Here is a 22,171-nt window from a genome sequence, read left to right on the forward strand (position 1 = left end):
GCGACCGGACGGCAAGGGCTGTGAAAAATGCGACTGCGGGCTGTCGCAAGGAAAGCGGCGTTGCGGCCAATGATCGGATTGCATGGCACGACAATCGGAGGAACTTGAATGGCCGACAAACCCTTGGTGACGAGCGCACGTGAGCGGGAGCGCGACGGCTGGGACAATCCTGAGCGCGGGACCGTGTCCTGGTACACGCTGGTGAGCGGTGATATTACGCCGACCAGCGCACTGAGCTGCGGGATTGCCGAGTTTGAACCGCGCAAGGGGATTTTGAAGCCGCATCGACACGACCCGGCGGAGCTTTATCACATACTCGAAGGGCAGGGCATTTTGACGCTTGAGGGCCAGGAGCGGACCGTGACCGCTGGCGATACGGTGTTCATTCCCGGCAATGCAGAGCACGGCATTCGCAATGAAGGCGATGCCGTGCTGCGGTTGTTTTACGTGTTTCCGCAGGATCGGTTTTCGGACGTTGTCTACCGGTTTCCAGACGCAGGCTGAGCGGCGTCGAGATTGGCTTCGGCACGGACGGCATTGCGCGCGACATACCAGCCGACCAGAGCGCCCGCGAGCAGGATGGCGGCTGCGATGTAGTATGACAGGCCAGCGTAGGGCAGGGATGAACCCGGCTTTACCGTGAAGGCATAGACCGCGCCGAAAAACAGCGGCGAAACGATGCCAGCGATGGAGCCGACGCTCATATTCGCGCCCTGCAACTGGCCCTGTTCGGACTCCGATACGAGGCGTGTCATTAGCGATTGCAGCGTGGGCATGGCGAGGCCCCAAAGTGCGTTTGGCAGCAGGGCGAACAGATACCAGAAGCTGGTGGGCGCCGCGCCCATGATGGCGATGCCGAGCGCGCCACACGCAAGGCCCATGACCATCGTTTTACGGTCGCCAAGGCGCGCAACGATCGGGCCGACCAGAACGCCCTGCACAAGCATATCCAGCGCGCCGACAGCGGAGAGCGCCAGACCCGCCTGCAGCGGGGTCCAGCCGAAAATATGGTAGGAGTAGAGCACCCAGATCGCCGAAAAGACGTGATGGGCGAAGTGCAACAGGAAGATGACCACCGCCAGACCCGACAATTCCGGGTGGCGGCTGAGCAGGGTCATGGCGCCGATGGGATTGGCGCGCTTCCATGAGAACGCCATGCGTTTTTCAGGCGCGAGCGATTCCGGCAGTACGAACAGGCCGTAGAGAAAGGCAATGCCGCTCATGGCGGCGGCTGCCCAGAATGGTGCGCGCGGCGAGATTTCACCAAGGAATCCGCCTATGACCGGACCGGCGACGAAGCCCGCGCTGAACGCCGCGCCGATGAGGCCGTAAGCCTTGGCACGCTGCTCGGGCGGGGTGATGTCGGCCATGTAGGCGAATGCCGTGGTGAAGGCGGACGAGGTAACGCCTGCAATGATGCGCCCAAGCGCGAGCCACCAAAGGTTTGGCGCGACGGCCATCAACACGTAGTCGGCAGCGAGGCCAGCGGCGGAAATCAGGATGACCGGACGTCGGCCATATTTGTCGGACAGAGAGCCGATGACCGGGGAGCAGAGAAACTGCATGCCCGCCCACAGCGCAACGAACAGGCCGTTCAGCCAGCCAGCCTGCGAGTCGTTTCCGGCGAACTGGCGGATCAACTCCGGCAGCACGGGAATGACAATGCCCATTGCCACGATGTCCAGCACCGCGGTTACAAGAATGAATGCAATGGCGGCCTTGCGGCCTCGGATAGCTGTACCGAACATCAATTTGCACGCGTGAATCGAGAGGCGCGGCTTATAGCCCTCATCGCTCGTCGATGCCATTGGTCCAAGTCATCTCTGCTGACAAACCTTTGGCAGTTGACCGGCCCGTGTGGTGCGGCTACCGAAAGGAAAAATCGGGGAAATGAAATGCCGGGAAATAACGGACCTCAAACAGGCGAGCTGACTTTGCGCACCTTCGCCATGCCGAGCGATGCAAATGCCGCTGGCGATATTTTCGGCGGCTGGGTGATGTCGCAGATGGATATGGCCGCAGGAATGCGCGCCGCCGAACGCGCGCGCGGACGTGTCGCGACGGTGGCAGTGAAGGAAATGGCATTCGCCAAGCCGGTGAAAGTGGGCGACACTCTGTGCGTTTATACCGAAGTGGTGAAGGTCGGTCGCACGTCGATAACGCTGAAAGTGGATGCCTGGGCGCGACGCTATCTCACGGATATTATCGAGAAAGTGACCTATGCGGATTTCGTGATGGTCGCGCTGGACGGCGAGGGACGGCCAACACCAATTCCAGAAGAGTGAGGGGCTGCACCTACTGCGGCAGTTTGGCAGCCATGACCTTGTCGATGCGGCGGCCGTCGAGATCGACGACCTCAAACCGCCAACCCTGCGCCTCAAACTGCTCGCCCGTGTTCGGGATGTGATTGAGGTGTGACAGCACGTAACCGGCGACAGTCTCGTAATCGCGGTTTTCAGGCAGCGGAATGTTGAGAAGTTCGGCCATTTCATCGGCCTGCATATAGCCTTCCAAGAGCCACGATCCGTCTTCGCGCTTGACGGCGCTTTGCTCGGCGTCGCCGATGTCGAGATCCGAGCGGAAAACGCCGGTGATGGCTTCGAGAATGTCGGCAGGCGACACGATACCTTCGAAATGACCGTATTCATCGTGCACGAGTGCCATCGGCACGTCAGATGCCTTGAGCGTGGTCAAGACGTCGAGCGCGTCGGCCTGATCGTGAACGATGGGGGCGTGGCGCACATGCTTGCGAACGTCGAATGACTTGCCCGCCAGCATGGCAGCGAGAATATCGCGCGTCTGCACAACGCCGATCATGGAATCCACGGTGCCCTCACCGGCGGGCAGGCGCGAATGCGGCGTGTCCATCACCAGTTTGCGGATTACAGCGTCGTCGGCTTCGAGGTTGATCCAATCCACCTCGGTACGCGGGGTCATGACAGCGCGGACGGCACGGTCGCCAAGGCGCATGACGCCTGCGATCATGCGGCGCTCGTCGGACTCGATGGTGCCGTGATGCTCGGCCTCGGCGACCAGCATCTTGATTTCCTCGTCCGTGACGCGGTCTTCGCTCTCGCCGCTCTGACCAAGCAGCCAGAGAACAGCGCGGCCGGAAATATCGAGCAGCCAGACCAGAGGGGCGGCGATGGTTGCGATGACGCCCATTGTGGGCGCAACGCGCGTGGCGATTGCCTCCGGATCACGCAGCGCGATCTGCTTGGGCACGAGTTCGCCGACGATCAGCGATGCATAGGTGATGAAGGCGACGACAATACCGACGCCAAGCGCGTCTGACAGGTTTGCCGAGACGCCCATTGAAAGCAGAGTCTCAGACAGGCGCTGACCAAGAGTCGCACCGGAGAATGCGCCCGATAGCACGCCGACAAGCGTGATTCCGATCTGAACGGACGAAAGGAAGCGGCCCGGATTGGCGGCAAGCTCCAGCGCACGCGCCGCGCCTTTGCCGTTTTCACCGCGCTCGATCATGCCTTTCAGGCGGGCTGGCCGGGAGGAAACTATCGCCAGTTCAGACATGGCCAGCAGGCCGTTGACGACGATAAGGACGGCAACGATGCCTAGTTCGAAATATAACATAATCCGCTCATATCATTGCCGCAGGCGGTAAGAAAAGCGGCAATATCATTATTGTGCGGTGGATTTGCCCCTCACCTTTACCCCCTTTCCGCAAAGAGCAGGGAGAGGGGGACGCGAGCGTTTAACCAGCCCGCCGACACTGGCGTTTTGATGAAGCGATGAAACAGCGCGCCTCGCCCCGTTTGCGGGGACAGGTAAGTCAGTTGGCAGGCTTCAGTACGGCGATTTTTGCAAAGCCGTCGGTGAAATAGCGGTCGCCACCGCCGTTGCGACCATCCTGCGTTGCACCGCGACCCGGCATCTCGAACACGCGCGCGACAGCGCCGGTGCCCTGAAGATCAGCAATGACCAGATCGCGCTCAGCGTCGATGTCGGGGCCGATGTGGTGCGTGATCTGGCCGGTGTCGTGACTCAGGCCTGCGCCGGTATCGAGGCTGGCAGAGCCGAGCCACAATTCGTTGCTGTCGACGATCTGCGAGGTGAACCAGAAACGCACATGATTGCGGCGGTCGGGGCTGTCGCCGATAGGCTTTTCAAAGGCGAGATCCTGCGGACGGCCTTCGAAGACCAGCGTGCTGACGGGTGCGTCGGCGTAGGGGCGATCGAACAGCACGGCGAGGCCGATTTCCGCAGCCGTTCGCAGGGTGAGTGCGTCGGCGGTGTCCCAACCGGCCTTGGCGAACGCCGCGATGATTTGCGCCTTATCTGCGGCAATTCCGATGTTGATTGGATCGCCGGGGATGCCCGCAGTTGTGTGCGTGACCATGCCGCCGGGCTGGCTGAGCAAGTAGTGTTCTGCAACGCGCCAAAGCTCGGGAATGACGATGTAAGCAGCCGCCGTATAAACCGCGACAAGATAGGTGATGCCGCGCAATTTGCGGCGACGTTTTTTGGGTAACGGCTCGCTCATGCGCGCAATTTAGCCAAAGCGGATAGCGCGGCAAGCGGCCTTGTTCAGTGGCAGGCGTGGCGACCGTTTTTTCGCTGCATGAGATCGAAATGGAAGTGGTTGCGATGGTCCCAATTGTAACCGGGGCCGAGAACGGTGGTGAAATATTCGCAACCGTCAGAGCGCACATTGTTCAGCAGGCCGCGCGCGCGGAAGGAAAACAGGCCCTGCTTCTTGACGTCGATCTTTTTGCCGTTGTTCAGGGTCAGTGCCATGACGTCCAGCGCGTTGCCCTGCGAGTGGGCAGACATGGTGCGCGAGCGCGCGATGCGGCGGCAGGAATAGGCCGAGCCTTGATGAATGGTCTGGACGCCCGAGAAATAGCGCAGGCGCGAGGATGGCACGAGTTCGTTACGGGTCCACGCAGCGAAGCTTGCGGCCATTGCACAGGTGAGCGTTGCGGCGGGTCGCATCTCCACGCTGCCGATAGCCTGCAACTTGATCGGGTGCGCAATCTGGCAGGACGGACTGTCGTAGATAGGTTTCAAATCGACATAACGAACGCCGAGCTTCCTGAGCCGCTGGCGGCATTCGACTTCGTCGGAAGACAAAGGCATTGCGCGAGGACGCAGCGGGACGGCTTCCGGTTCGGCAGGTACCGGCGAGGGAATGCGCGGATAGGCGACCATCGCCTGACGTGGCGCGGGCTGCGGCTCGATGGCAGGCGCTTCTTCCGGCTCCGCGGTCATAGGTGCGTCAGGCTCCTGTTCAAACTCAGGATCCGGCTCGGTCATCTGCTCGGTGGACATGTCCGGCTCAGCGTCGGAAAGCGAGCGCGCAGGATTTTCGACGGGCGGGAAGGCTTGAGCGAGTTGACGCTCCGGCGCGCCGCGAATGATCGGCTCGCCGCCGGTTTCTGCAGCAGGCATGGACATTTGCGGCGCGGATTGCGCCATTTCGTCATCGACTGAAGGAAGCGGCTCGCTGACGGCCGTGTAGGCCGGTTCGGCGGGTGCGACCATTTCCTGCTCGACGCGTGCGATGGGCGTCGAAGGCCGTGAGGCGACCGGCTGAGATGGCGCGATGGATGCCGTTTGTGATCCGACATCGGCGGGCGGTCGCAAATCTCCAAGCCCGTCACTTGAACAGGCGGCAAGCGCAATCATGCCGATGCCGAGCCACCAACCATTTCGTTTGGTGGGAGCGGCAAAGAATTTCCCCGTCATCCGTATCCCTTTCGGGGCGGTTCATGTCCCTATGGCGCGAATCTAGCGGCCAAACGTAAAGGAAAGCTCAGCGCGCGGGTTTACGGGTGCGGCGGGATTGCGGCGCTACTCGCAGAAGGTGCCGCCATTGCGGCGATGGGCGAGATCCAGGTGGAAATGCAGCGAATGGTCTGCGTCGCTGCCGGGGCCGAGTACCGTCTTGAACGGGCCGCAGGCGTCGTTTCGGACTTCGCGCAGGAATTTCTCGTTTTCAGGTGGCGGCGCGGGCTCGACCGCGATTGTTTTCTTGTCGGCCAGTGTGAAAGCGGCGATGTCGATTGCGTTGCCGAAGGCGTGTTCGGACAGCTTGTTCGTGCCGTTGCGCGGGCGGCAGACATAGCCCGACGCCTGCGAGATGGATTTGATGCGCGAGCCCAAGATCTTTTCGGCAGCGGGTGACATTACACTCTCGGAGAATTTCGCCGCTGCCAGGGCAGTAGCGCAATTGACCGTGATCTCCGGTGCGATGTCGATTTCGGTAGTGAGCTGTGTGACGACGAGCGGGTGCGGCATGGAGCAGCCCGCAGGCTCTTGAACCGGCGGCAACTCCTTGAATTTTGCGCCAAGCGCTGAGAGTTCCGCGCGGCAGGCTTGTTCGTCGGCGGGCATTGCGGTTTCGGCCTTGGGGCCGCCAAGGTCCGGCGGCGGTTGACGCAGAAGATCAGCGGGATCGACGGGGTTTTCCGATGCTGGCGGTGTCGGGCGCGGTTCGGGAAGGGGCGCATTCGCCTCGGCTGGCTTTTCAGCGGGAACGGGCGCGATTTCTGGCGCTGGCTGCGTTTCAGTGGACGGCGGCTCCGGCGAAGGCGTAGGAAGCGGCGGCTTTTCAGGGGCAGGCGCTTCGACTGGCGGACGCTCCGGCGGCTTCGCTACCTTGTTGGGCAGATCGACCGCCAGGGCAGGGCCAGCGGCAGCAATGAGGGCCAGAAGCGCCAGCGGCGCGCCGGCTTTCATGCGCCCAGTGCCTCAAGCCCCTCTTCCAGATAATCCCCTAACATTGGCATTCCCATGAGATAGCGAGCGGTGCTGCGCGCATTCCGCTGCCGCGCGGCGGTGAGCGCATCTGCCCACTCCGAGGCGTCGTAATCGCCGCGGCCAAGCCATACCAGCGCGACCAACTCGGCGGCTTCATCGACGTTGAGATCTTGGATAAGCGCTCGCAACTCGCGTGCCCTGAGGTCTTCTTCTTCCTCTTCGGCAAGGCCGTCGTGACGGTGAATGTCGTGACCTTCGCCGTCAAATTCGACTTCGTGCTCGCTGCCGTCCGCGTAGTCGTCATTGACCTCGGCGCTGATTGCCTTCGCCTTGAGGATCAACAGCCGAACGGTATCCGGCCCGACGGTGAGTTCCCATTCCTTTTCGGGGGTGCGCTTCAATTCGCTCGCCCTTTCGCTGCGTTCGGCATGGCCAACAATATTTGTGATCAACGCTTCCATGAATGCAACTCCCGAATGCAGACAGAATCAGCATAGTGGAACGGCATAACGTCTCATCGCCCAAAGGGTTCAACTTCATGGCCATACTTCTGTCGCCGAAGGTTCTGCCGATCCTGATGCTGATTGCGTCGAATGTGTTCATGACGTTCGCGTGGTACGGTCATTTGAAACACACCAGCGCGCCGCTTTGGGCAGCTGTGATCGTGAGCTGGTTTATCGCTTTTTTCGAGTATTGGCTGGCCGTGCCCGCCAACCGCATCGGCAGTCAGGTTTATTCAGCGGCAGAGCTGAAGACCATGCAAGAGGTCATTACGCTGACCGTTTTTGCAGTTTTTTCAGTGCTTTACCTGAAGGAATCTCTGACTTTGAATCATGTCATCGGATTCGCGATGATTGCAGGCGGCGCGGCCTTTATTTTCAAGGGGTAAGCGCGGCGGGCTTGCGCTTCAACGCGGGTATCATTTCCGCGACGAGGATAGCGACAAGGATGAAGCCGCAGCCGAGCCAACCGATGGGCGGCAGGCGTTCGCCAAGCAGCCACGCGCCAAAGAGGGCGGCAAATACGGCTTCCGATGACAGGAAAATCGCCGCCTGCGCGGAGGTGGTGTAGCGCTGGCCGATAGCCTGCAACGTGAAAGCGAGGCCGCCGGAGAATATGCCCGCATATAGGATTTGCGGCGCTGCGTTCTGGATTGCGGCGAGGCTGATGGGCTCGAGCGCGATGGCGAGCGACAGGCCAAGCACGGCGCAGACGGCAAATTCGGTTACGGCGAGCGTGACCGGACGGCCCGTTTTGCGAGCGTGCCGGCCAATAAGTGCAAGCTGAAATCCGCAGAACAGTGCGCCCAGGATGGACAGCCAATCGCCCTTTGTGAGCGTGGAGAGCTGCCCGCCAGCGAGGAGCCAGATACCCGCGAGGGCGATGAGCGCTGCGGTCCAGACTGCAATATGCGGCCATTCGCGGAATAGCAGCACGCCGCAAATCGGCGTGAGCACCACGTATAGCCCGGTGAGGAAGCCGGAATTGGTTACGGTCGTGCTCATGATGCCCAATTGCTGGAACGAGATGGCAGCAAACAGGTTTGCACCGATGACGGCGAATGCGCGCCAGTTTTGGGGAGTGAGCCTTTCGGTCGAGCGTGCGGATTCAATGAGCGCGAATGGGAGCATCGCGACGGTGGCGGCGACAAAGCGCAAACCAATGAAGAGGAACGGGCCGACAAACGCCATCGCGGTCGATTGGGCGACGAAGCCCATGCCCCACACAGCACCGGCAAGCAATAGCAACAGATTAGCCTGGATGCGGCTCATGAGATTCCTCAATATTCGCGCCGCGCTTTAGCATTGTCGGATAAGACAGGGAATGGATGCGTTATGTGCCAGCGCGTTTGTATCTCTGAAAACTATCGCTCAAAAATACCTCTCATCCGCCTGCCGTGTGGTGCCGGCAGGCGGATGAGGGGTGCGTCTCAAATAAGAAATCAGAAGGTCCGGGATGATATGCGCGGCTGGCGTCGTTCGTTTCACAGGACCGAGCAATGGAGGACCAGAAATGAAGGCGAGCGGTTACTTGCCGACATTTTTATGTGCGGCGGCGCTGGCATTTGCTGCTTCGGCGGCAATGGCAGCCGGAGAAGGTGGCGGTGAAGGCGGGGGCCAAACCGTTGCCCAATGCAAGAAGGGCGAAGTGTGGGATAAAAAGAAGCAGAAATGCGTGAAGGCACAGCGCGGTGCGGTGGATGACGAAAGCATCTACGAAGCCGGTCGCGACCTTGCCAATGCGGAGCGCTATGACGAGGCGATTGCCGTGCTGGAACTGGCGGCCAACAAAAACGATCCGCGCGTTTTGAACTACCTCGGATATTCGAACCGCAAGCTGGGCCGTGTCGAGCTTGGCCTGAAATATTACAAGGCAGCGCTGGCCGAAAAGCCGGATTACACGCTGGTTCGCGAATATCTGGGCGAGGCGCATTTGCAGATGGGCAATTTGCCCGCCGCAAAGGAGCAGCTTGCCGAAATCGAACGGCTATGCGGCGGAACGACCTGCGAAGAATATCGCGATCTCTCGGAAGAAATCGCGGAGTTCGAGCAGAAGGGTTGATTAATCGGCGCGCGAGATTCTGATCAGCGCGCCGTCAACCTCGTCGGTGAGCAGCCAGATCGAACCATCCGGCGCGAGATTCACGTCGCGGATACGCCCGAACTTATTGTTCAACATGCGCTCTTCGCCGACGATCTTGCCCGTTTCATCCCGATCGAGCCGAACCAGCTCGCCGAACTTGAGCGAGCCGACAAGCAGGTCGCCGTTCCATTCCGGGAACATGTTGCCCTGATAGCTGACAAGGCCGGAAGGGGCGATGGAAGGATCCAAATAATATTGGGGTTGCTCATAGCCAGGCGCTTCGGTGCCGACGCCGAGCTTTTTGCCCGAATAGTCAACGCCATAAGAGATGACAGGCCAGCCGTAGTTTTTGCCAGCTTCGGGATGGTTCAACTCGTCGCCACCCTTGGCGCCGTGTTCAACAGTGAGAAGGCTCTTGGTAAGCGGGTCAAAGGTCGCGCCCTGAATGTTGCGATGGCCCTTCGACCAGATGGCTGGCGCGCCGTTCTTGCCATCCGCGAAGGGATTTGCGGCGGGAATGGTGCCATCCGCATTGACGTGCACCACAGCGCCCGACTCATCGAACATGTCCTGCGCGCGCTCGCCCTGACCACGGTCGCCGGTGGTGAAAAAGATGGTGCCATCCGGCGCGATGACGATGCGCGAGCCAAAATGCCGGTTGGTCGTGCCGGGCTTGCTCATGCGCAACAGGACTTGCTTTTCGGCGAGCGAGTAATGGCCTTTTTCTTCGACCAGTTTCGCTGTGGAAAGCACAGTGCCCCACTGCCGTTTTCTCGGCTCGACATAGGTGAGGTAGATCATTTTCGAATCAGCGAAATCGGGCGCGACGGCCACATCGAGCAATCCGCCCTGACCGCGCACGAACACCTTCGGCACAGCCGCGATTGCGTGGCTCTTGCCAGCCTTGTCGATGATCCGCATGGCGCCCCCACGTTCAGTGACGATGACCGAACCATCCGGCAGGAAATCCATGCCCCAGGGATTTGCGAGGCCGTCAGCAATGATGTCGGCATTGATCTTCACTTTTTCAGTGCCGATCTCGCTTGCCGCGGCATGAAAGGCGAGGGCGGAAGCAAACAAGGTGGGGAAGGCAAATTTCGCGAATTTCTGCATGTTTGAGGCATATCCTGACATTATGGCCGCATACCAACGAGAATGCCTGTGAGCATGATAACGTTCGCTCAAAATGTGGTGAACACCCCGCAAGTTCATTTTAGAATGGAATTTTAGCAATGGCCTGCTATATTTTGTCGGATGGATATCGACGTGTCCGTCGGCCGAAAGGCCGCCGGGCCGTTTTTATTTTTGTGCTTAGGGCATCGCGCAGGGGCGTGCTGCCCGTCCGAGGAAAGGCTTAGGGAATGAACAAGGTTCCGATGACCCAAACTGGCTTCGAAGCGCTGAAAGAGGAACTGCGCTGGCGCCAGCAAGAGGAGCGGCCGCGCATTATCGAAGCGATTTCGGAAGCGCGCGCTCATGGGGATCTTTCGGAAAATGCCGAGTATCATTCCGCCAAGGAAGCGCAGAGCCACAATGAAGGCCGGGTGCACGAACTCGAAGACCTGATTGCGCGCGCAGAGGTTATCGACGTTTCCAAGCTTACCGGCGGCAAGGTCAAGTTCGGCGCGACTGTCGTTCTGGTTGACGAAGACACGGAAGAAGAAAAGACCTATCAGATCGTTGGCGATCAGGAAGCCGATGTGAAGCTGGGTCGCATTTCGATTTCCTCTCCGATTGCGCGCGCGCTGATTGGCAAGGAAGCAGGCGACACCATCGAGGTGAACGCGCCGGGTGGCGCGCGCGGCTACGAGGTGCTCAACGTTCGTTTCGGCTGATTCATGGCACAGGCGAGCGGCGCTGATGGCAATGGGGCCTCGGCGTCCGTTGATCCGTCGCGGATTGAGGTTATAGCACCGAACTTCAAGCGACGTCTTTCGGGCGTAACCAGTACGATTATCCAGCTTGTGCCGTTGCAGGCAAAAAGCATCGGCATTGCCGTGCTTGGGCCAGGCTTGCCCGCACATTTGCCGCGCTTGCGCTGGCCGCAACTGCCCGCGCTGTGGCGCAAGCCTGAATCGCGACGCGCGCGCATCTGGCACGCACGGCGGAACGTGGAAATGCTCGGCGGGTTGGTGCTGCGAGGGCTCGGTGCGCCGCTGAAGCTCGTTTTTACGTCCGCGTCTCAACGGCAGCACAAGGGCTGGACAAAATTTCTGATCCGGCAGATGGACGCGGTGATTGCGACCAGCGCGCAAACGGCGAGTTATCTCGACGTGCCAAACACCGTGATTATGCACGGGATCGATGTGGCGCGTTTTGCACCTGCGCCGAATGGGGCGAAGGCGATTGAAGCGCTGGGACTGGACAGCGGGCAGCACTATGCCGGTTGCTTCGGGCGGGTGCGCCACCAGAAGGGCACGGACCTGTTTGTTGATGCGATGATTGCGCTGTTGCCGTCGCGTCCGGGTTGGTCGGCGATTATTGCGGGCCGCGCGACGGCGGAGCACAAGACATTCGAGCAAGCGCTGAAAGAAAAGGTCGAGGCGGCGGGGCTGGCGCAGCGCATCCTGTTCGTGGGCGAGCATACGAATATATCGGACTGGTATCGGGGACTTTCGCTGTTTGTCGCGCCGCAACGGTGGGAAGGGTTCGGCCTGACGCCGCTGGAGGCGATGGCAACCGGCGTGACCGTGGTTGCGACCGATGTCGGAGCTTTTCCAGAACTGGTGGTGGATGGTGTGACCGGCATGCTGATCCCGCGCGACGATCTGGCCGCGATGGTGGCCGCAACCGGCGCGCTGATGGATGATGATGCCGCGCGCGAAGCTGCGGGCCGCGCCGCGGTCGATCACGTGCGGGGGAAGTTTCCGCTGGAGAGCGAAGCCGCACGGATCAATGCGGTGTATGAGGGGTTGTGGGTGAAGGGGTGATGTGTTGCGCGTCACCCAACCCGGCCCGGAACCATAGCGGATGGCGGGGTGGTGCCGGCAGGCGGATGAGGGTGCTGAAAGTCACAATCGCAGCAGATCCTCGGGACAAGCCCGAGGATGACGGAGCGGATTGCTGCGATTGTTCAGTGCTACGATTGTGCATTACTGCGATTGTGCAGTGGTGCATTGCCACATTGCTGCGGGCTCTAAGGCGTGCGCGTTGCCTGTTCGTCAATGGCGACGAGCCCCTCGTTCTTCACCTGACGGATCGTCAACGCCGTGCGCACCGTATCGACGTTTGGCGCAGAGGTTAGCTTTTCAATCACGAAGGTCTGGAACGTCGTCAGATCGGTCGCGACGCAATGCAACATGAAATCGGAATCGCCGGACACCATCCATGCATCTCGCACGATCGGCCATGAGCGCGTCAGTTCCGCGAAGGATTTCAGGGCGGTTTCCGATTGATTGAGCAGCCCGACGAGGCAAAAGGCCACAACATCGGCGCCAAGCATTTGCGCGTTCAATAGCGCGCGGTAGCCCTGAATGACGCCAGTGTCTTCAAGTCGCTTGACCCGACGCAGGCAGGGCGGGGCCGAAATGCCAACGCGGCGCGACAACTCCACATTGGTCATGCGGCCATCATCTTGCAATTCGCGAAGGATTTTCCAGTCGGTGGCGTCCAACTCCGCTGTTAGCGGCATATTTCAAATCTCCGACCATTCGCGCAAGAATCTTTCGTGACGCTGTAGACCAGTTCTGTCGTCAAGAAAACAGGTTCGGCAAAAGCTTTCAGGGGATGTTGGCGGCTAAGCCTTGCATGTGACGCATGGCTGCACCTATCTTATAAGCTCGCCTTCGCATTATTTGGCCGAAGCCGGCGCGTCCGGTCCTTTGAAAGATTTCCATGTCTACCAAGCACGCACCCGTTCTTATTATCGGATCAGGGCCGGCTGGCTACACCGCCGCGATTTATGCAGCCCGTGCAATGCTCAAGCCCATGCTGGTGGCAGGCTTGCAGCAGGGCGGGCAGCTTACCATCACCACCGATGTCGAAAACTATCCCGGTTTTGCGGACCCGATCCAGGGACCGTGGCTGATGGGCGAAATGCACAAGCAGGCCGAACATGTGGGCACGGAAATCGTCAACGACGTGATTACCAACGTCGATCTCGATGTGCGGCCTTTCCGTCTGACGGGCGATTCCGGCACGATATATACCTGCGATGCGCTGATTATCGCGACGGGCGCGCAGGCCAAATGGCTGGGCATTCCCAGCGAGCAGGTATTCCAGGGATTTGGTGTATCTGCGTGCGCGACATGCGACGGCTTTTTCTATCGCGGCAAGGATGTTGTTGTGGTCGGCGGCGGCAACTCCGCTGTCGAGGAGGCGCTATATCTATCCAATCTGGCGAAATCCGTCACGGTTGTGCATCGCCGCCGGGAGTTCCGTTCCGAGCGCATTTTGCGCGAGCGGCTTTTCGCCAAGGAAAATATCAGTGTGATCTGGGACAGCGTCGTGGACGAAATTACCGGAACCCCCGGCAAGCCTCCACTGCCTGCCTATGTGACGGGCGTGAAGCTCAAGAATGTCGTGACGGGCGCCGTGACGGAAATGCCGACCGATGGCGTGTTCGTGGCAATCGGCCACGCGCCTGCGGTTGAACTTTTCGTTGGCAAGCTGAAGCAGAAGGCAAACGGCTATTTGTGGACCGCGCCGGATTCCACGCGCACAGATGTGCCGGGTGTATTTGCGGCAGGCGATGTGACGGACGATGTGTATCGGCAGGCAGTGACTGCAGCAGGCATGGGCTGCATGGCTGCACTTGAGGCCGAGAAATATCTGGCAGGCGTTGAGGTACATCGTGAGGCGGCCGAGTAGCTCAGAGTTTTCTGAACTACGGGCCTATCTTTGGTCAAACTATAGTGCTTTCTAATAGATGATTGTTTGAAAGGCCCGCCAAGAGGCCGATCAACGAGGGGACGATATGGCACTGGATTGGGACAAGCTACGCGTGTTTCACGCCGCAGCAGAAGCCGGGTCGTTCACCCATGCGGCTGAGACGCTAAAGCTCTCACAATCTGCAATTTCGCGGCAGGTGAGCGCGCTTGAGCACGATGTCGGCGTGCCGCTTTTCAACCGGCACGCGCGCGGCCTGGTGCTGACTGAGCAGGGCGAACTGCTGTTCCGCACGGCGCATGACGTGCTGATGAAGCTCGAAAGCATCAAATCGCGGTTGAGCGAAACGAAGGATCGCCCGTCTGGCCTGCTGAAAGTGACGACAACGGTGGGCCTCGGCGCCGGCTGGCTGACCGAGCGGATGCCCGAATTCCTTGATATGTATCCAGAAATTCAGGTGCAGCTCATCCTCGCAAATGAGGAGCTGGACCTGACAATGCGGCAGGCCGATTGCGCAATCCGCCTGCGCCAGCCCCAACAGCCGGACCTGATCCAGCGGCGGCTGTTCACTGTTCACTTCCATCTCTATGCCGCGGCGACCTATGTGAACCAGCATGGAAAGCCGGAGAGCATCGACGATCTCAAGAACCATCGAATTGTGACTTTCGGCGTGCCTGTGCCTGCGCATTTGTCTGAATTGAACTGGCTGGAAACGGTCGGCGATTTTGAAAGCGGACAGCGCACGGCGACGCTGCAAATCAACGATGTCATCTCAATCAAAAGAGCTGTGCAGGCCGGGGCGGGCATCGCGATGCTGCCTGACTATGTGGCGAGCAAGGAAGCTGGGCTCGTGCAGCTTCTGCCGCAGACTGAAGTGCCGTCGTTTGACACTTATTTCGCCTATCCCGAAGCCATGAAAAATCAGGCAAAACTGCACGCTTTCAGGGATTTTGTGATCAATAAGGCCCGCAACTGGTCGTATTGACGGTTGTTTAGGAAGACCTTGGGTCAGCAGAGATGTTGCGCTGCACAAATTATATGCATATTTTGTTGCAGCGCAAAAATTAAGCTGGAATCGATAGCCCAAATGGACTGGTACTAAAGGGTTGGCCGTTCATTGTGCCACAGCCAAGCGGTTTTTGCATAAAAGCGATGCAAAATCATTGCTTGATAAAGATGCATTACCCGCTCATATATCAATCATCTCCTGAGCGCGTTCCTCCTCCCATTAGCGCTCGGTGAGTGTTCCCCTCTGGAGGTTGGCCCTAACAGGCACTTCCAACAAACTCAGCCGGATCAACTGATCCGGCTTTTTTGTTTTTTGGGGTTGGGGTGGGCTCACATATAGAGCGTCGCGGGGTCCATGCCCTTATAGAGATGTGCGACGTGTTCGCCGTAGCCGTTGAACAATTGCGTAGGGATCAGGTCGCCGGTTTGCAGCACGCGCTCCTGAGCCTGACTCCAGCGCGGGTGCGGAACCTCCGGGTTCACATTCGCCCAGAAGCCATATTCGCTCGGCTGGATGGCCTCCCAAAGCCCGATCGGGCGCTCCTCGACAAAGGTAATCTTGCGGATCGACTTGATCGACTTGAAGCCGTATTTCCACGGAAGTGCCAGCCGCAATGGCGCGCCGAACTGCTTGGCGAGCGGCTTGTCGTAAGCGCCTGTGACGAGGAACGGCAGGTCGTTCATCGCCTCCTCAATGGTTACGCCTTCGATATATGGCCACGGATAAAGGAAATTGTTCTGGCCGGGAGCCATTTCCGGATCAAGGAAAGTTTCGAAGCGGACGAACTTGGCGGAGGATTGCGGCTCGACCGCCTGAACCAGCGATTTAAGCGGAAAACCCGCCCACGGGATGGTCATGGACCATGCTTCCACGCAGCGGTGCCGGTAAAGGCGCGTTTCCAGCGGGAACTTACGGACGAAATCATCAAAATCGACAGTCATGGGTTTTGCGACGAGGCCGCTGACTTCAACTTGCCACGGTCGCGTCTTGAGTTGCTGTGCCTCGGCGGCGATTTCCTTGTACGTGCCGTATTCGTAGAAATTATTGTAGTTGGCGTTGATCTCTTCCGGCGTGATCGAGCGGTCAATTTTGTAAGCCGTGTTCGGCTTGGCCGGATAAAGATCAGCGGTGGGATCGGATTCCGCGCGCGCCGGTTTTGTCGGGAGTAGGGCGGAAGCCAAGCCAAGCCCCATGCCTGCGAGAATCGCGCGGCGATTGAGGAATATGGACTCAGGCGTGGCGAGCCTTTCAGGAATTGCCCACGACGGACGGCGATGGATGGCAGCCATGACGGATACTCCTTTGCCCGTGTTTCGCGACGGCTATGCGTATTGTTACATCGCTGCGGCGATTTTTGCGATGTATTGCGTCACACCATCCGGTGATAGGTCACCCCGCCCGGTCCTGCGGGCCACCCTCCCCATCGAGGGGAGGGAGGGGTGAGCGTGCGAGATTTGCGTGCCTTCAAGCCGCCTTTCCTGCTGCGTTCATGACTTCGTCGGCCAGTCGCCCGGTTAGCTCGGCCATGTGGTCGAATGTGGCGCGATAGCTGGCGACGCCCGCCGTGGCCGAGCGAAGCTCGATGATGAGATCGCTGATTTCCGACTGCGGCATGGTTGCTTCGACAACATCCCAGCCGGGCCAACCCTCGCGGCCATCATAGCCCAAAATCTGGCCGCGACGTTGCGGGACAAGCGCGGTGATCTTGGCAGTGGCATCGGATGGGGTGAAGATTTCGACCTTCATGATCGGTTCCAGCAAGACCGGATTGCACATCGCCATGCCCTCCTTCATGGCGAGTTTCGCCGCCATCTGGAACGCCATATCCGACGAATCCACTGTGTGATACGAGCCGTCCTGAAGATTGACCGCTACATCCACGACGGGAAAGCCAAGTGGGCCGGATTTCAGATAGTCGCGCACTCCAGTTTCCACCGAGGGAATGTACTGGCGCGGCACGACCCCGCCGGTGATGCTTTCCGTAAATTCGAACCCGCTGCCCCGCGGCAAAGGCTTGATGTCGATCACGACATCGCCGAACTGGCCGTGGCCGCCCGACTGCTTTCTGTGGCGACCGCGCTGCGTCACTGATTTGCGGATCGTTTCGCGATAAGGAATTGAAGGTTCGCTGCTTTCGATGGGGATCTGATTGCGTCCTTCCAGCCGCTCACGCACGACGCGCAGATGCATCTCGCCGTGACCGGAGAGGATCGTTTCGCCCGTATCCTGATTGTGTTCGAGCGTAAGGGAGGGGTCTTCGTCGGCGAGGCGGTGGATCGCGGCCGACATCTTGACCTCGTCCTTGCGCTCTTTCGGACGCAGCGCAAACGCAAAAACCGGCTGCGGGGCGGCAAGCTCTGCCAGCGGCTGTATGCCGGATTTGGCAGAGGTGAGCGTTTGGCCGGTGGCGGCCTCGTCCAGCTTGCCGAGGGCTACGGTTTCGCCAATCGCGGCGGAGCCGGTCTTGGTTTGCGCCGTGCCGAGCAGCGTGTAGATGCCTGAGATTTTGACCGAATTGCCGCCGGGCAGGTAAAGCTCCGTGCCATCCGAAACACTGCCGGACAAGACACGCGAGACAGACAGCTTGCCACCATGCGGCGTGTGGATGGTCTTCATGATTTGCACGACTGTGCCTGCTTTTTCCGGCACGCCGAGGCGCTTGGCAGTTGCCGTGACATCGGGCGCGTCATGCCGGATGGATTTGAGCAGGCGCAGCACACCATTGCCCTTTTCGGCGGTGCCGATGAACACAGGCGTGACGGCGCCATCGCGAAGGTCTGCCGAAAGATCGTCAAACACCTCGTCGCGCGGTGGCTCCTTGTCTTCCAGCAGTTGCTCCATGAGCAGGTCGTCGTGATCGGCCAGCGTTTCCAGCATATGGAAGCGCGCTTCGATCTCGCGCGCTTTTTCATCGCCGGGGATTTCGGTGATTTCGCTTTCGGCAAATTCGCGCCAGACATAGGCGCGTTCCAAAGCGAGGTCGATGGAGCCAATGACGTTGCCATCCTTGCGCAGCGGGATTTGACGCAGCAACAGCGGGCGCGAACTGGCGGGTTGCAGGAGTTTCAGCACGTCGCGGACACCGCCCGCCGTGCGATCGATCTTGTTCAGGAACAGGATGCGCGGCACGCCAAGATCGTCCAGCTTGCGCATGACAAGTTGCAGGGCCGGGATTTTCTTTTCGTCAGCTTCCGCGACGACAACCGCCACATCACAGGCGGCGAGAACCGGCTCGGCCTCATAGGCAAATTCGATGGAGCCGGGGCAATCAATGAATGTCAGGCTTTCGCCCATGAAGGTGGTGGTGGCGACGGTGGCCTCGACGCTCATGGCGTGAGCCTTCGCCTCCGCGCTGTGATCCGCGACAGTGTTGCCCGACCCAATCGCGTTTTGTCGCGGAATGGCTCCGGTGCGAGCTAGAATTGCCTCGAGCAGGGTGGACTTACCGCTTGCAAAGGGACCGACAATGGCAACGCATTTCGGCCCCGTTCGCCTTCCTCCGGCGCGATTTCCCATGACTGACCTCCACTCAATCGGGTTGGTGAGCGGCGGCCTGTCACAACCACTGGCCATTCCGGCCGTCGCATGGCGGAAGCCTTCTCCGGCAACAGCCATAAGGCATCGTACAACTGTGACAGCGAAGGGCAAGAGGGAAGGGGCAGCGCGAATTTACCAAACCAAGGCTCCGCCCCTTATCCCGCTGCTAGATGAAACCTGACGAGAAACCCCTCATCCGCCCGCAGGCACCTTCTCCCACAAAGGGAGAAGGCAGAAGCGTCAACGCTGGCTTCAATCGCAAGCGCTTCGAAAGGAGCGAGGCATCGCAATTGCCCCCTTCTCCCTTTGTGGGAGAAGGTGCCGGCAGGCGGATGAGGGGCGCTCTTGCGACCTCCTAAACCAGCGATCCAGCAAATCTCTGGATGCGGGTGCAGGCTTCTTCCAGAAGCTTCTCGGACGTTGCGTATGAAATGCGAAAGTTCGGCCCAAGGCCAAAGGCTGTGCCAAATACCACCGCAACGCCCTCTGTCTCCAGAAGCTCGGAGCAGAAGGTTTCGTCGCCGTCGATGACCTTGCCGCCCGGCGTTTTCTTGCCGATCAGCTTTGCGCAGGAAGGATACACATAAAATGCGCCCTCGGGCGACGGGCACTCAATGCCGCGTGCCTGATTCAGCATGGATACGACAAGATCGCGCCGGTTCTGGAATATCGCCTTGTTTTTCCTGACGAAATCCTGTGGCCCGTTCAGTGCTTCCACTGCCGCCCACTGCGCGATGGTGCATGCGCCGGAGGTCTGCTGACCCTGAATCATGTCCATCGCCTTGATGAGTTCAATCGGCCCGGCGGCATAGCCGATGCGCCAGCCAGTCATGGCGTAAGCCTTCGATACGCCATTCATGGTGAGCGTGCGCTCGTAAAGCTTCGGCTCCACTTCCGCGATGGTGCGGAAAACGAAATCGCCATAGGTGAGATGCTCGTACATGTCATCCGTCAATACCCACACCTGCGGGTGCTTGAGCAGCACATCTGCCAGCGCACGAAGCTCGGCTTCGGTGTAGGCCGCGCCGGACGGGTTCGAAGGGGAGTTCAGCATCAGCCACTTGGTGCGCGGCGTGATCGCCTTTTCCAGCGCTTCGGCGCTGAGCTTGAAGCCGTTGTCGATGGTAGTGGGCGCAAACACCGACGTGCCGCCGCAAATGGCGACCATTTCCGGGTAGCTGACCCAATAGGGCGAGGGGATGACGACTTCGTCGCCCGGATTGATTGTCGCCATCAGGGCGTTGAACAGTATCTGCTTGCCGCCGGTGCCGACAATGGTCTGCGCTGGCTTGTAATCCAGATTGTTTTCGCGCTTGAACTTGGCGGCAATCGCCTCACGCAGCGGCACAATGCCGGACACGGGCGGATACTTCGTCTCGCCACGGCGGATCGCGTCGATGGCCGCGCTCTTGATATTGTCGGGCGTATCGAAATCCGGCTCACCCGCGCCAAGGCCGATCACATCACGTCCCGCATTTTTCAACTCACGCGCTTTCTGGGTGACCGCGATGGTTGCGGAAGGCTTCACGCGAGAAAGGGCGTCTGCAAGAAATGCCATGTGTCTGGGCTCCGATTAATGCCGGGTGCTTCTATTGTCCCGTGGGCAGCGCATTGCAAGCACATTGCTGGCAACCAAATAAGACAAAGCAAAGAATCTGATGACCCAAATTAACGCCCGGTCAAACCCTGTGGCTGTAGTGTGGACGCGAGTAACGGTTTCGGGGTCTTAATTGGCGCGCAGTTTGGCTCTTTCCCATCTGGTTCGAGCGGACGATCGCACCTGGTTCGGCGTGTGGGGGCTGTATCAGCTTCGCAGCGCGTTCCAGCCGATCTTCACATTCGCAAATGGCAGGTTGACGCCCTATGCATTTGAAGGGCTGATCCGACCCACGCGCGATGGCGAGCAGCTTTCACCGCCCGCGTTTTTCAGCACGTTCACAGCGCTGGAGCGCTATCACGTTGAAACGCTGACCCGCAATTTGCACCTGCTGAACGCCGCGCAATGCCTGAACGAAAATTGCTCATTGTTCGTGAATTTCGATCCGGGTGTTTTTGTAGAGCCCTCGCTGGCCGACAGCGCGCTGCGCGACATGCGCCTTGTGTTGCATGAGGCGCAAATCGACCCGCAGCGGATCGTGTGTGAGGTGACGGAAAACCAGGTTGCCTCTGACGAAACATTTGTAGGACTGGTGAAGGCGCTGCGCGAACATGGATTTCGCATTGCCGTCGATGATTATGGCGCTGACGATTCCGACATGAGCCGGATCCAGGAATTGTCGCCGGATATTGTGAAGTTCGACGGGTTCTGGATTTCGCGGCTGATGGAAACGAGCGCGGGCATCGCGCTGCTGAAAGCGATGGTGGGCGAGTTCGAGTCGCGTGGCATCAGCACACTGTTCGAGGGGCTTGAAGAACCGTGGCAGGTGGAAGTGTCCGAAACATGCGGCGTCTCGATGGTGCAAGGCTATGCGCTGGGACGACCGCAAACGGTTCCGGCCAATTTTGAATCGTTCGAAATTTCGGATGGCCCCGCTCTACGCGAGATCCTTGAGGACGATGTGGCAAGCGAAGTGGTGGCGGAAAGCGGTGGACGTCGCCGTGTGTTTGGGCGCCGCGTGCGCAGGCAAAGATAAAGAGAAGCGCTGCCGGTGGAAACCATTCTCAGCGATGAAGTAGGTATTGAATTTGCGTTGCTTGGCAAATTCCGGGCTAGAGCGCGCTATCGGCCGGTCTATGCCCGCATGGACGAAAGGCTATTTCCGGTGGCCGCTCAGGGCATCGCAGCCATATCGCTTGAGGGCAGGGACGTTTCGGCCGAAGCGGTGCTGGGCAATACGCCATCAGCCGCCGCCCGGCAGGCGCTTGAACTGCTGGCGCTGACGCTGGCAATTCGCAACCACGCGCGCAGCGATGCCGACGCGCTCGACCTTTTCGTGGATTTTCCCAGCGCTTCGGGGACAGGGCTGCGACTGGCGGTTGATATGCTTCAGGATCTGGCCAACGAACGACACCAGCAAATCAGCGTATTCGTGAGCAGCGCAGACACCGATTCTGTCGAGCATCTGCGCCATTGCGGAATCCGCATCGGGCTGGTGGCGCGGCTGGATGATCCTATGCTTTCCGAAACAATTGGAGCGGTGAAGCCGGATACGATCCGCATGGAGGGCGACTGGCTGGAACGCGCGGCAAAAAGCGATGCGCTGGCGGCTTTGCTGGGGCGGTTCGTGACCTCCTGTCACGAGGTGGGCGCGCAGGTGATGGTTGCCGATGTTGACGGGCGCGCGAAAACCCTGGCGGCGCTCGGGATCGAGGCCGACTATCTGGCTGGCGATGCGCTGGGCGTTGCACTGCCCGCCGGCGCGGTGATGGATCTTTCACCGCTTGCCGTATCGGGATTGACCGTGCCGAATGTCGTGCCGTTTGCACGGCGCTCGCGTCTGGGCTAGCGCGCACTGCTCGCAGGGAACGGACAGAGCTTCGCCGCATTTCTAG

The 22,171-nt window shown here is 59.7% G+C and carries 22 protein-coding genes; 10 read left to right on the forward strand and 12 right to left on the reverse strand.

What is annotated here, in order from left to right; all coding sequences use genetic code 11:
- Window positions 1–108: 108 nt before the first annotated feature.
- On the forward strand, window positions 109–504 hold the full coding sequence (locus DY251_RS11070) for a cupin domain-containing protein (RefSeq protein WP_116623964.1): 396 nt from the start codon (window positions 109–111) through the stop codon (window positions 502–504).
- Here DY251_RS11070 and DY251_RS11075 read toward each other — a convergent pair.
- A complete protein-coding gene (locus tag DY251_RS11075) occupies window positions 480–1,808 on the reverse strand; it encodes a TCR/Tet family MFS transporter (RefSeq protein ID WP_342633564.1) in 1,329 nt (442 codons plus the stop codon). The genes DY251_RS11070 and DY251_RS11075 overlap by 25 nt on opposite strands.
- A gap of 87 nt (window positions 1,809–1,895) precedes the next feature.
- Here DY251_RS11075 and DY251_RS11080 point away from each other — a divergent pair, with 87 nt between their 5' ends.
- The gene (locus tag DY251_RS11080) at window positions 1,896–2,285 is read left to right on the forward strand and encodes an acyl-CoA thioesterase (protein WP_116623965.1); all 390 of its coding nucleotides are present in this window, start codon (window positions 1,896–1,898) and stop codon (window positions 2,283–2,285) included.
- Window positions 2,286–2,295: 10 nt separating this feature from the next.
- Here the strand turns inward: DY251_RS11080 and DY251_RS11085 are convergent, their stop codons facing one another.
- From DY251_RS11085 to DY251_RS11105, 5 genes are all read right to left on the reverse strand, one after another.
- The gene (locus DY251_RS11085; protein ID WP_116623966.1) at window positions 2,296–3,594 is read right to left on the reverse strand and encodes a hemolysin family protein; all 1,299 of its coding nucleotides are present in this window, start codon (window positions 3,592–3,594) and stop codon (window positions 2,296–2,298) included.
- A gap of 199 nt (window positions 3,595–3,793) precedes the next feature.
- On the reverse strand, window positions 3,794–4,504 hold the full coding sequence (locus tag DY251_RS11090; protein ID WP_116623967.1) for an LssY C-terminal domain-containing protein: 711 nt from the start codon (window positions 4,502–4,504) through the stop codon (window positions 3,794–3,796).
- Window positions 4,505–4,548: 44 nt separating this feature from the next.
- Window positions 4,549–5,709 (reverse strand): extensin-like domain-containing protein, encoded by a 1,161-nt coding sequence (locus tag DY251_RS21960; protein ID WP_425373293.1) that lies wholly within the window; start codon window positions 5,707–5,709, stop codon window positions 4,549–4,551.
- Between the two features lie 105 nt (window positions 5,710–5,814).
- Window positions 5,815–6,702, reverse strand: coding sequence for an extensin-like domain-containing protein (locus DY251_RS11100; RefSeq protein ID WP_116623968.1), 888 nt, complete (start codon window positions 6,700–6,702; stop codon window positions 5,815–5,817).
- Entirely contained in the window at window positions 6,699–7,124 is a 426-nt protein-coding gene (locus tag DY251_RS11105; RefSeq protein ID WP_116624056.1) for a DUF3775 domain-containing protein, read from the reverse strand. The genes DY251_RS11100 and DY251_RS11105 overlap by 4 nt, the downstream gene beginning before the upstream one ends.
- 137 nt (window positions 7,125–7,261) lie before the next feature.
- Between DY251_RS11105 and DY251_RS11110 the strand changes: the two genes are divergently transcribed.
- Entirely contained in the window at window positions 7,262–7,612 is a 351-nt protein-coding gene (locus tag DY251_RS11110) for a DMT family protein (protein WP_170971340.1), read from the forward strand.
- Here the strand turns inward: DY251_RS11110 and DY251_RS11115 are convergent.
- Window positions 7,602–8,495, reverse strand: a complete 894-nt coding sequence (locus DY251_RS11115; RefSeq protein ID WP_116623969.1) for a DMT family transporter — start codon at window positions 8,493–8,495, stop codon at window positions 7,602–7,604. The genes DY251_RS11110 and DY251_RS11115 overlap by 11 nt on opposite strands.
- 241 nt (window positions 8,496–8,736) lie before the next feature.
- On the opposite strand from DY251_RS11115, the gene DY251_RS11120 reads away from it, so the two are divergent.
- The gene (locus DY251_RS11120; RefSeq protein WP_116624058.1) at window positions 8,737–9,285 is read left to right on the forward strand and encodes a tetratricopeptide repeat protein; all 549 of its coding nucleotides are present in this window, start codon (window positions 8,737–8,739) and stop codon (window positions 9,283–9,285) included.
- On the opposite strand, the gene DY251_RS11125 is transcribed toward DY251_RS11120, so the two are convergent.
- Window positions 9,286–10,419: a PQQ-dependent sugar dehydrogenase gene (locus DY251_RS11125; RefSeq protein WP_245415924.1), complete on the reverse strand. Its 1,134-nt coding sequence runs from the start codon at window positions 10,417–10,419 to the stop codon at window positions 9,286–9,288.
- 248 nt (window positions 10,420–10,667) lie between these two features.
- Between DY251_RS11125 and greA the strand changes: the two genes are divergently transcribed.
- Window positions 10,668–11,141 carry a transcription elongation factor GreA gene (greA, locus tag DY251_RS11130; RefSeq protein ID WP_116623971.1) on the forward strand — a complete coding sequence of 158 codons (474 nt, stop codon included), beginning with the start codon at window positions 10,668–10,670 and terminating at the stop codon, window positions 11,139–11,141.
- 3 nt (window positions 11,142–11,144) lie between these two features.
- Window positions 11,145–12,236, forward strand: coding sequence for a glycosyltransferase family 4 protein (locus DY251_RS11135; RefSeq protein WP_116623972.1), 1,092 nt, complete (start codon window positions 11,145–11,147; stop codon window positions 12,234–12,236).
- A gap of 206 nt (window positions 12,237–12,442) precedes the next feature.
- Here the strand turns inward: DY251_RS11135 and DY251_RS11140 are convergent, their stop codons facing one another.
- Window positions 12,443–12,937 (reverse strand): Lrp/AsnC family transcriptional regulator, encoded by a 495-nt coding sequence (locus DY251_RS11140; RefSeq protein WP_116623973.1) that lies wholly within the window; start codon window positions 12,935–12,937, stop codon window positions 12,443–12,445.
- A 203-nt stretch (window positions 12,938–13,140) separates the two neighbouring features.
- On the opposite strand from DY251_RS11140, the gene trxB reads away from it, so the two are divergent.
- Window positions 13,141–14,115 (forward strand): thioredoxin-disulfide reductase, encoded by a 975-nt coding sequence (gene trxB / locus DY251_RS11145; protein WP_116623974.1) that lies wholly within the window; start codon window positions 13,141–13,143, stop codon window positions 14,113–14,115.
- Window positions 14,116–14,221: 106 nt separating this feature from the next.
- Complete coding sequence (locus DY251_RS11150) at window positions 14,222–15,118, forward strand: LysR family transcriptional regulator (protein WP_116623975.1); 897 nt, start codon at window positions 14,222–14,224, stop codon at window positions 15,116–15,118.
- A gap of 353 nt (window positions 15,119–15,471) precedes the next feature.
- Here DY251_RS11150 and msrP read toward each other — a convergent pair whose 3' ends face one another.
- The 3 genes from msrP to DY251_RS11165 all read right to left on the reverse strand — a co-directional run bounded on the left by msrP (window position 15,472) and on the right by DY251_RS11165 (window position 20,237).
- Window positions 15,472–16,431 carry a protein-methionine-sulfoxide reductase catalytic subunit MsrP gene (gene msrP, locus DY251_RS11155; protein ID WP_116623976.1) on the reverse strand — a complete coding sequence of 320 codons (960 nt, stop codon included), beginning with the start codon at window positions 16,429–16,431 and terminating at the stop codon, window positions 15,472–15,474.
- A gap of 175 nt (window positions 16,432–16,606) precedes the next feature.
- On the reverse strand, window positions 16,607–18,658 hold the full coding sequence (locus tag DY251_RS11160; RefSeq protein ID WP_116623977.1) for an elongation factor G: 2,052 nt from the start codon (window positions 18,656–18,658) through the stop codon (window positions 16,607–16,609).
- A gap of 376 nt (window positions 18,659–19,034) precedes the next feature.
- Complete coding sequence (locus DY251_RS11165) at window positions 19,035–20,237, reverse strand: pyridoxal phosphate-dependent aminotransferase (protein ID WP_116623978.1); 1,203 nt, start codon at window positions 20,235–20,237, stop codon at window positions 19,035–19,037.
- Between the two features lie 172 nt (window positions 20,238–20,409).
- Here DY251_RS11165 and DY251_RS11170 point away from each other — a divergent pair, with 172 nt between their 5' ends.
- Together DY251_RS11170 and DY251_RS11175 are read left to right on the forward strand one after the other, a co-directional pair.
- Window positions 20,410–21,312 (forward strand): EAL domain-containing protein, encoded by a 903-nt coding sequence (locus DY251_RS11170; RefSeq protein ID WP_116623979.1) that lies wholly within the window; start codon window positions 20,410–20,412, stop codon window positions 21,310–21,312.
- 15 nt (window positions 21,313–21,327) lie between these two features.
- Window positions 21,328–22,125 (forward strand): EAL domain-containing protein, encoded by a 798-nt coding sequence (locus DY251_RS11175; RefSeq protein WP_116623980.1) that lies wholly within the window; start codon window positions 21,328–21,330, stop codon window positions 22,123–22,125.
- The last annotated feature ends 46 nt before the right edge of the window (window positions 22,126–22,171 follow it).

The organism is Mesorhizobium denitrificans, assembly GCF_003403035.1.
In the GTDB taxonomy this organism is placed as follows: Bacteria; Pseudomonadota; Alphaproteobacteria; order Rhizobiales; family Rhizobiaceae; genus Mesorhizobium_G; species Mesorhizobium_G denitrificans.

What these genes read in the sequence shown, in the direction of transcription:
- DY251_RS11070 (WP_116623964.1), top strand. Translation starts at nt 109, where the DNA reads ATGGCCGACAAACCCTTGGTGACGAGCGCACGTGAGCGGGAGCGCGAC.
- DY251_RS11075 (WP_342633564.1), bottom strand. Translation starts at nt 1,808, where the DNA reads ATGGCATCGACGAGCGATGAGGGCTATAAGCCGCGCCTCTCGATTCAC.
- DY251_RS11080 (WP_116623965.1), top strand. Translation starts at nt 1,896, where the DNA reads ATGCCGGGAAATAACGGACCTCAAACAGGCGAGCTGACTTTGCGCACC.
- DY251_RS11085 (WP_116623966.1), bottom strand. Translation starts at nt 3,594, where the DNA reads ATGTTATATTTCGAACTAGGCATCGTTGCCGTCCTTATCGTCGTCAAC.
- DY251_RS11090 (WP_116623967.1), bottom strand. Translation starts at nt 4,504, where the DNA reads ATGAGCGAGCCGTTACCCAAAAAACGTCGCCGCAAATTGCGCGGCATC.
- DY251_RS21960 (WP_425373293.1), bottom strand. Translation starts at nt 5,709, where the DNA reads ATGACGGGGAAATTCTTTGCCGCTCCCACCAAACGAAATGGTTGGTGG.
- DY251_RS11100 (WP_116623968.1), bottom strand. Translation starts at nt 6,702, where the DNA reads ATGAAAGCCGGCGCGCCGCTGGCGCTTCTGGCCCTCATTGCTGCCGCT.
- DY251_RS11110 (WP_170971340.1), top strand. Translation starts at nt 7,262, where the DNA reads ATGGCCATACTTCTGTCGCCGAAGGTTCTGCCGATCCTGATGCTGATT.
- DY251_RS11115 (WP_116623969.1), bottom strand. Translation starts at nt 8,495, where the DNA reads ATGAGCCGCATCCAGGCTAATCTGTTGCTATTGCTTGCCGGTGCTGTG.
- DY251_RS11120 (WP_116624058.1), top strand. Translation starts at nt 8,737, where the DNA reads ATGAAGGCGAGCGGTTACTTGCCGACATTTTTATGTGCGGCGGCGCTG.
- DY251_RS11125 (WP_245415924.1), bottom strand. Translation starts at nt 10,419, where the DNA reads ATGCAGAAATTCGCGAAATTTGCCTTCCCCACCTTGTTTGCTTCCGCC.
- greA (WP_116623971.1), top strand. Translation starts at nt 10,668, where the DNA reads ATGAACAAGGTTCCGATGACCCAAACTGGCTTCGAAGCGCTGAAAGAG.
- DY251_RS11135 (WP_116623972.1), top strand. Translation starts at nt 11,145, where the DNA reads ATGGCACAGGCGAGCGGCGCTGATGGCAATGGGGCCTCGGCGTCCGTT.
- DY251_RS11140 (WP_116623973.1), bottom strand. Translation starts at nt 12,937, where the DNA reads ATGCCGCTAACAGCGGAGTTGGACGCCACCGACTGGAAAATCCTTCGC.
- trxB (WP_116623974.1), top strand. Translation starts at nt 13,141, where the DNA reads ATGTCTACCAAGCACGCACCCGTTCTTATTATCGGATCAGGGCCGGCT.
- DY251_RS11150 (WP_116623975.1), top strand. Translation starts at nt 14,222, where the DNA reads ATGGCACTGGATTGGGACAAGCTACGCGTGTTTCACGCCGCAGCAGAA.
- msrP (WP_116623976.1), bottom strand. Translation starts at nt 16,431, where the DNA reads ATGGCTGCCATCCATCGCCGTCCGTCGTGGGCAATTCCTGAAAGGCTC.
- DY251_RS11160 (WP_116623977.1), bottom strand. Translation starts at nt 18,658, where the DNA reads ATGGGAAATCGCGCCGGAGGAAGGCGAACGGGGCCGAAATGCGTTGCC.
- DY251_RS11165 (WP_116623978.1), bottom strand. Translation starts at nt 20,237, where the DNA reads ATGGCATTTCTTGCAGACGCCCTTTCTCGCGTGAAGCCTTCCGCAACC.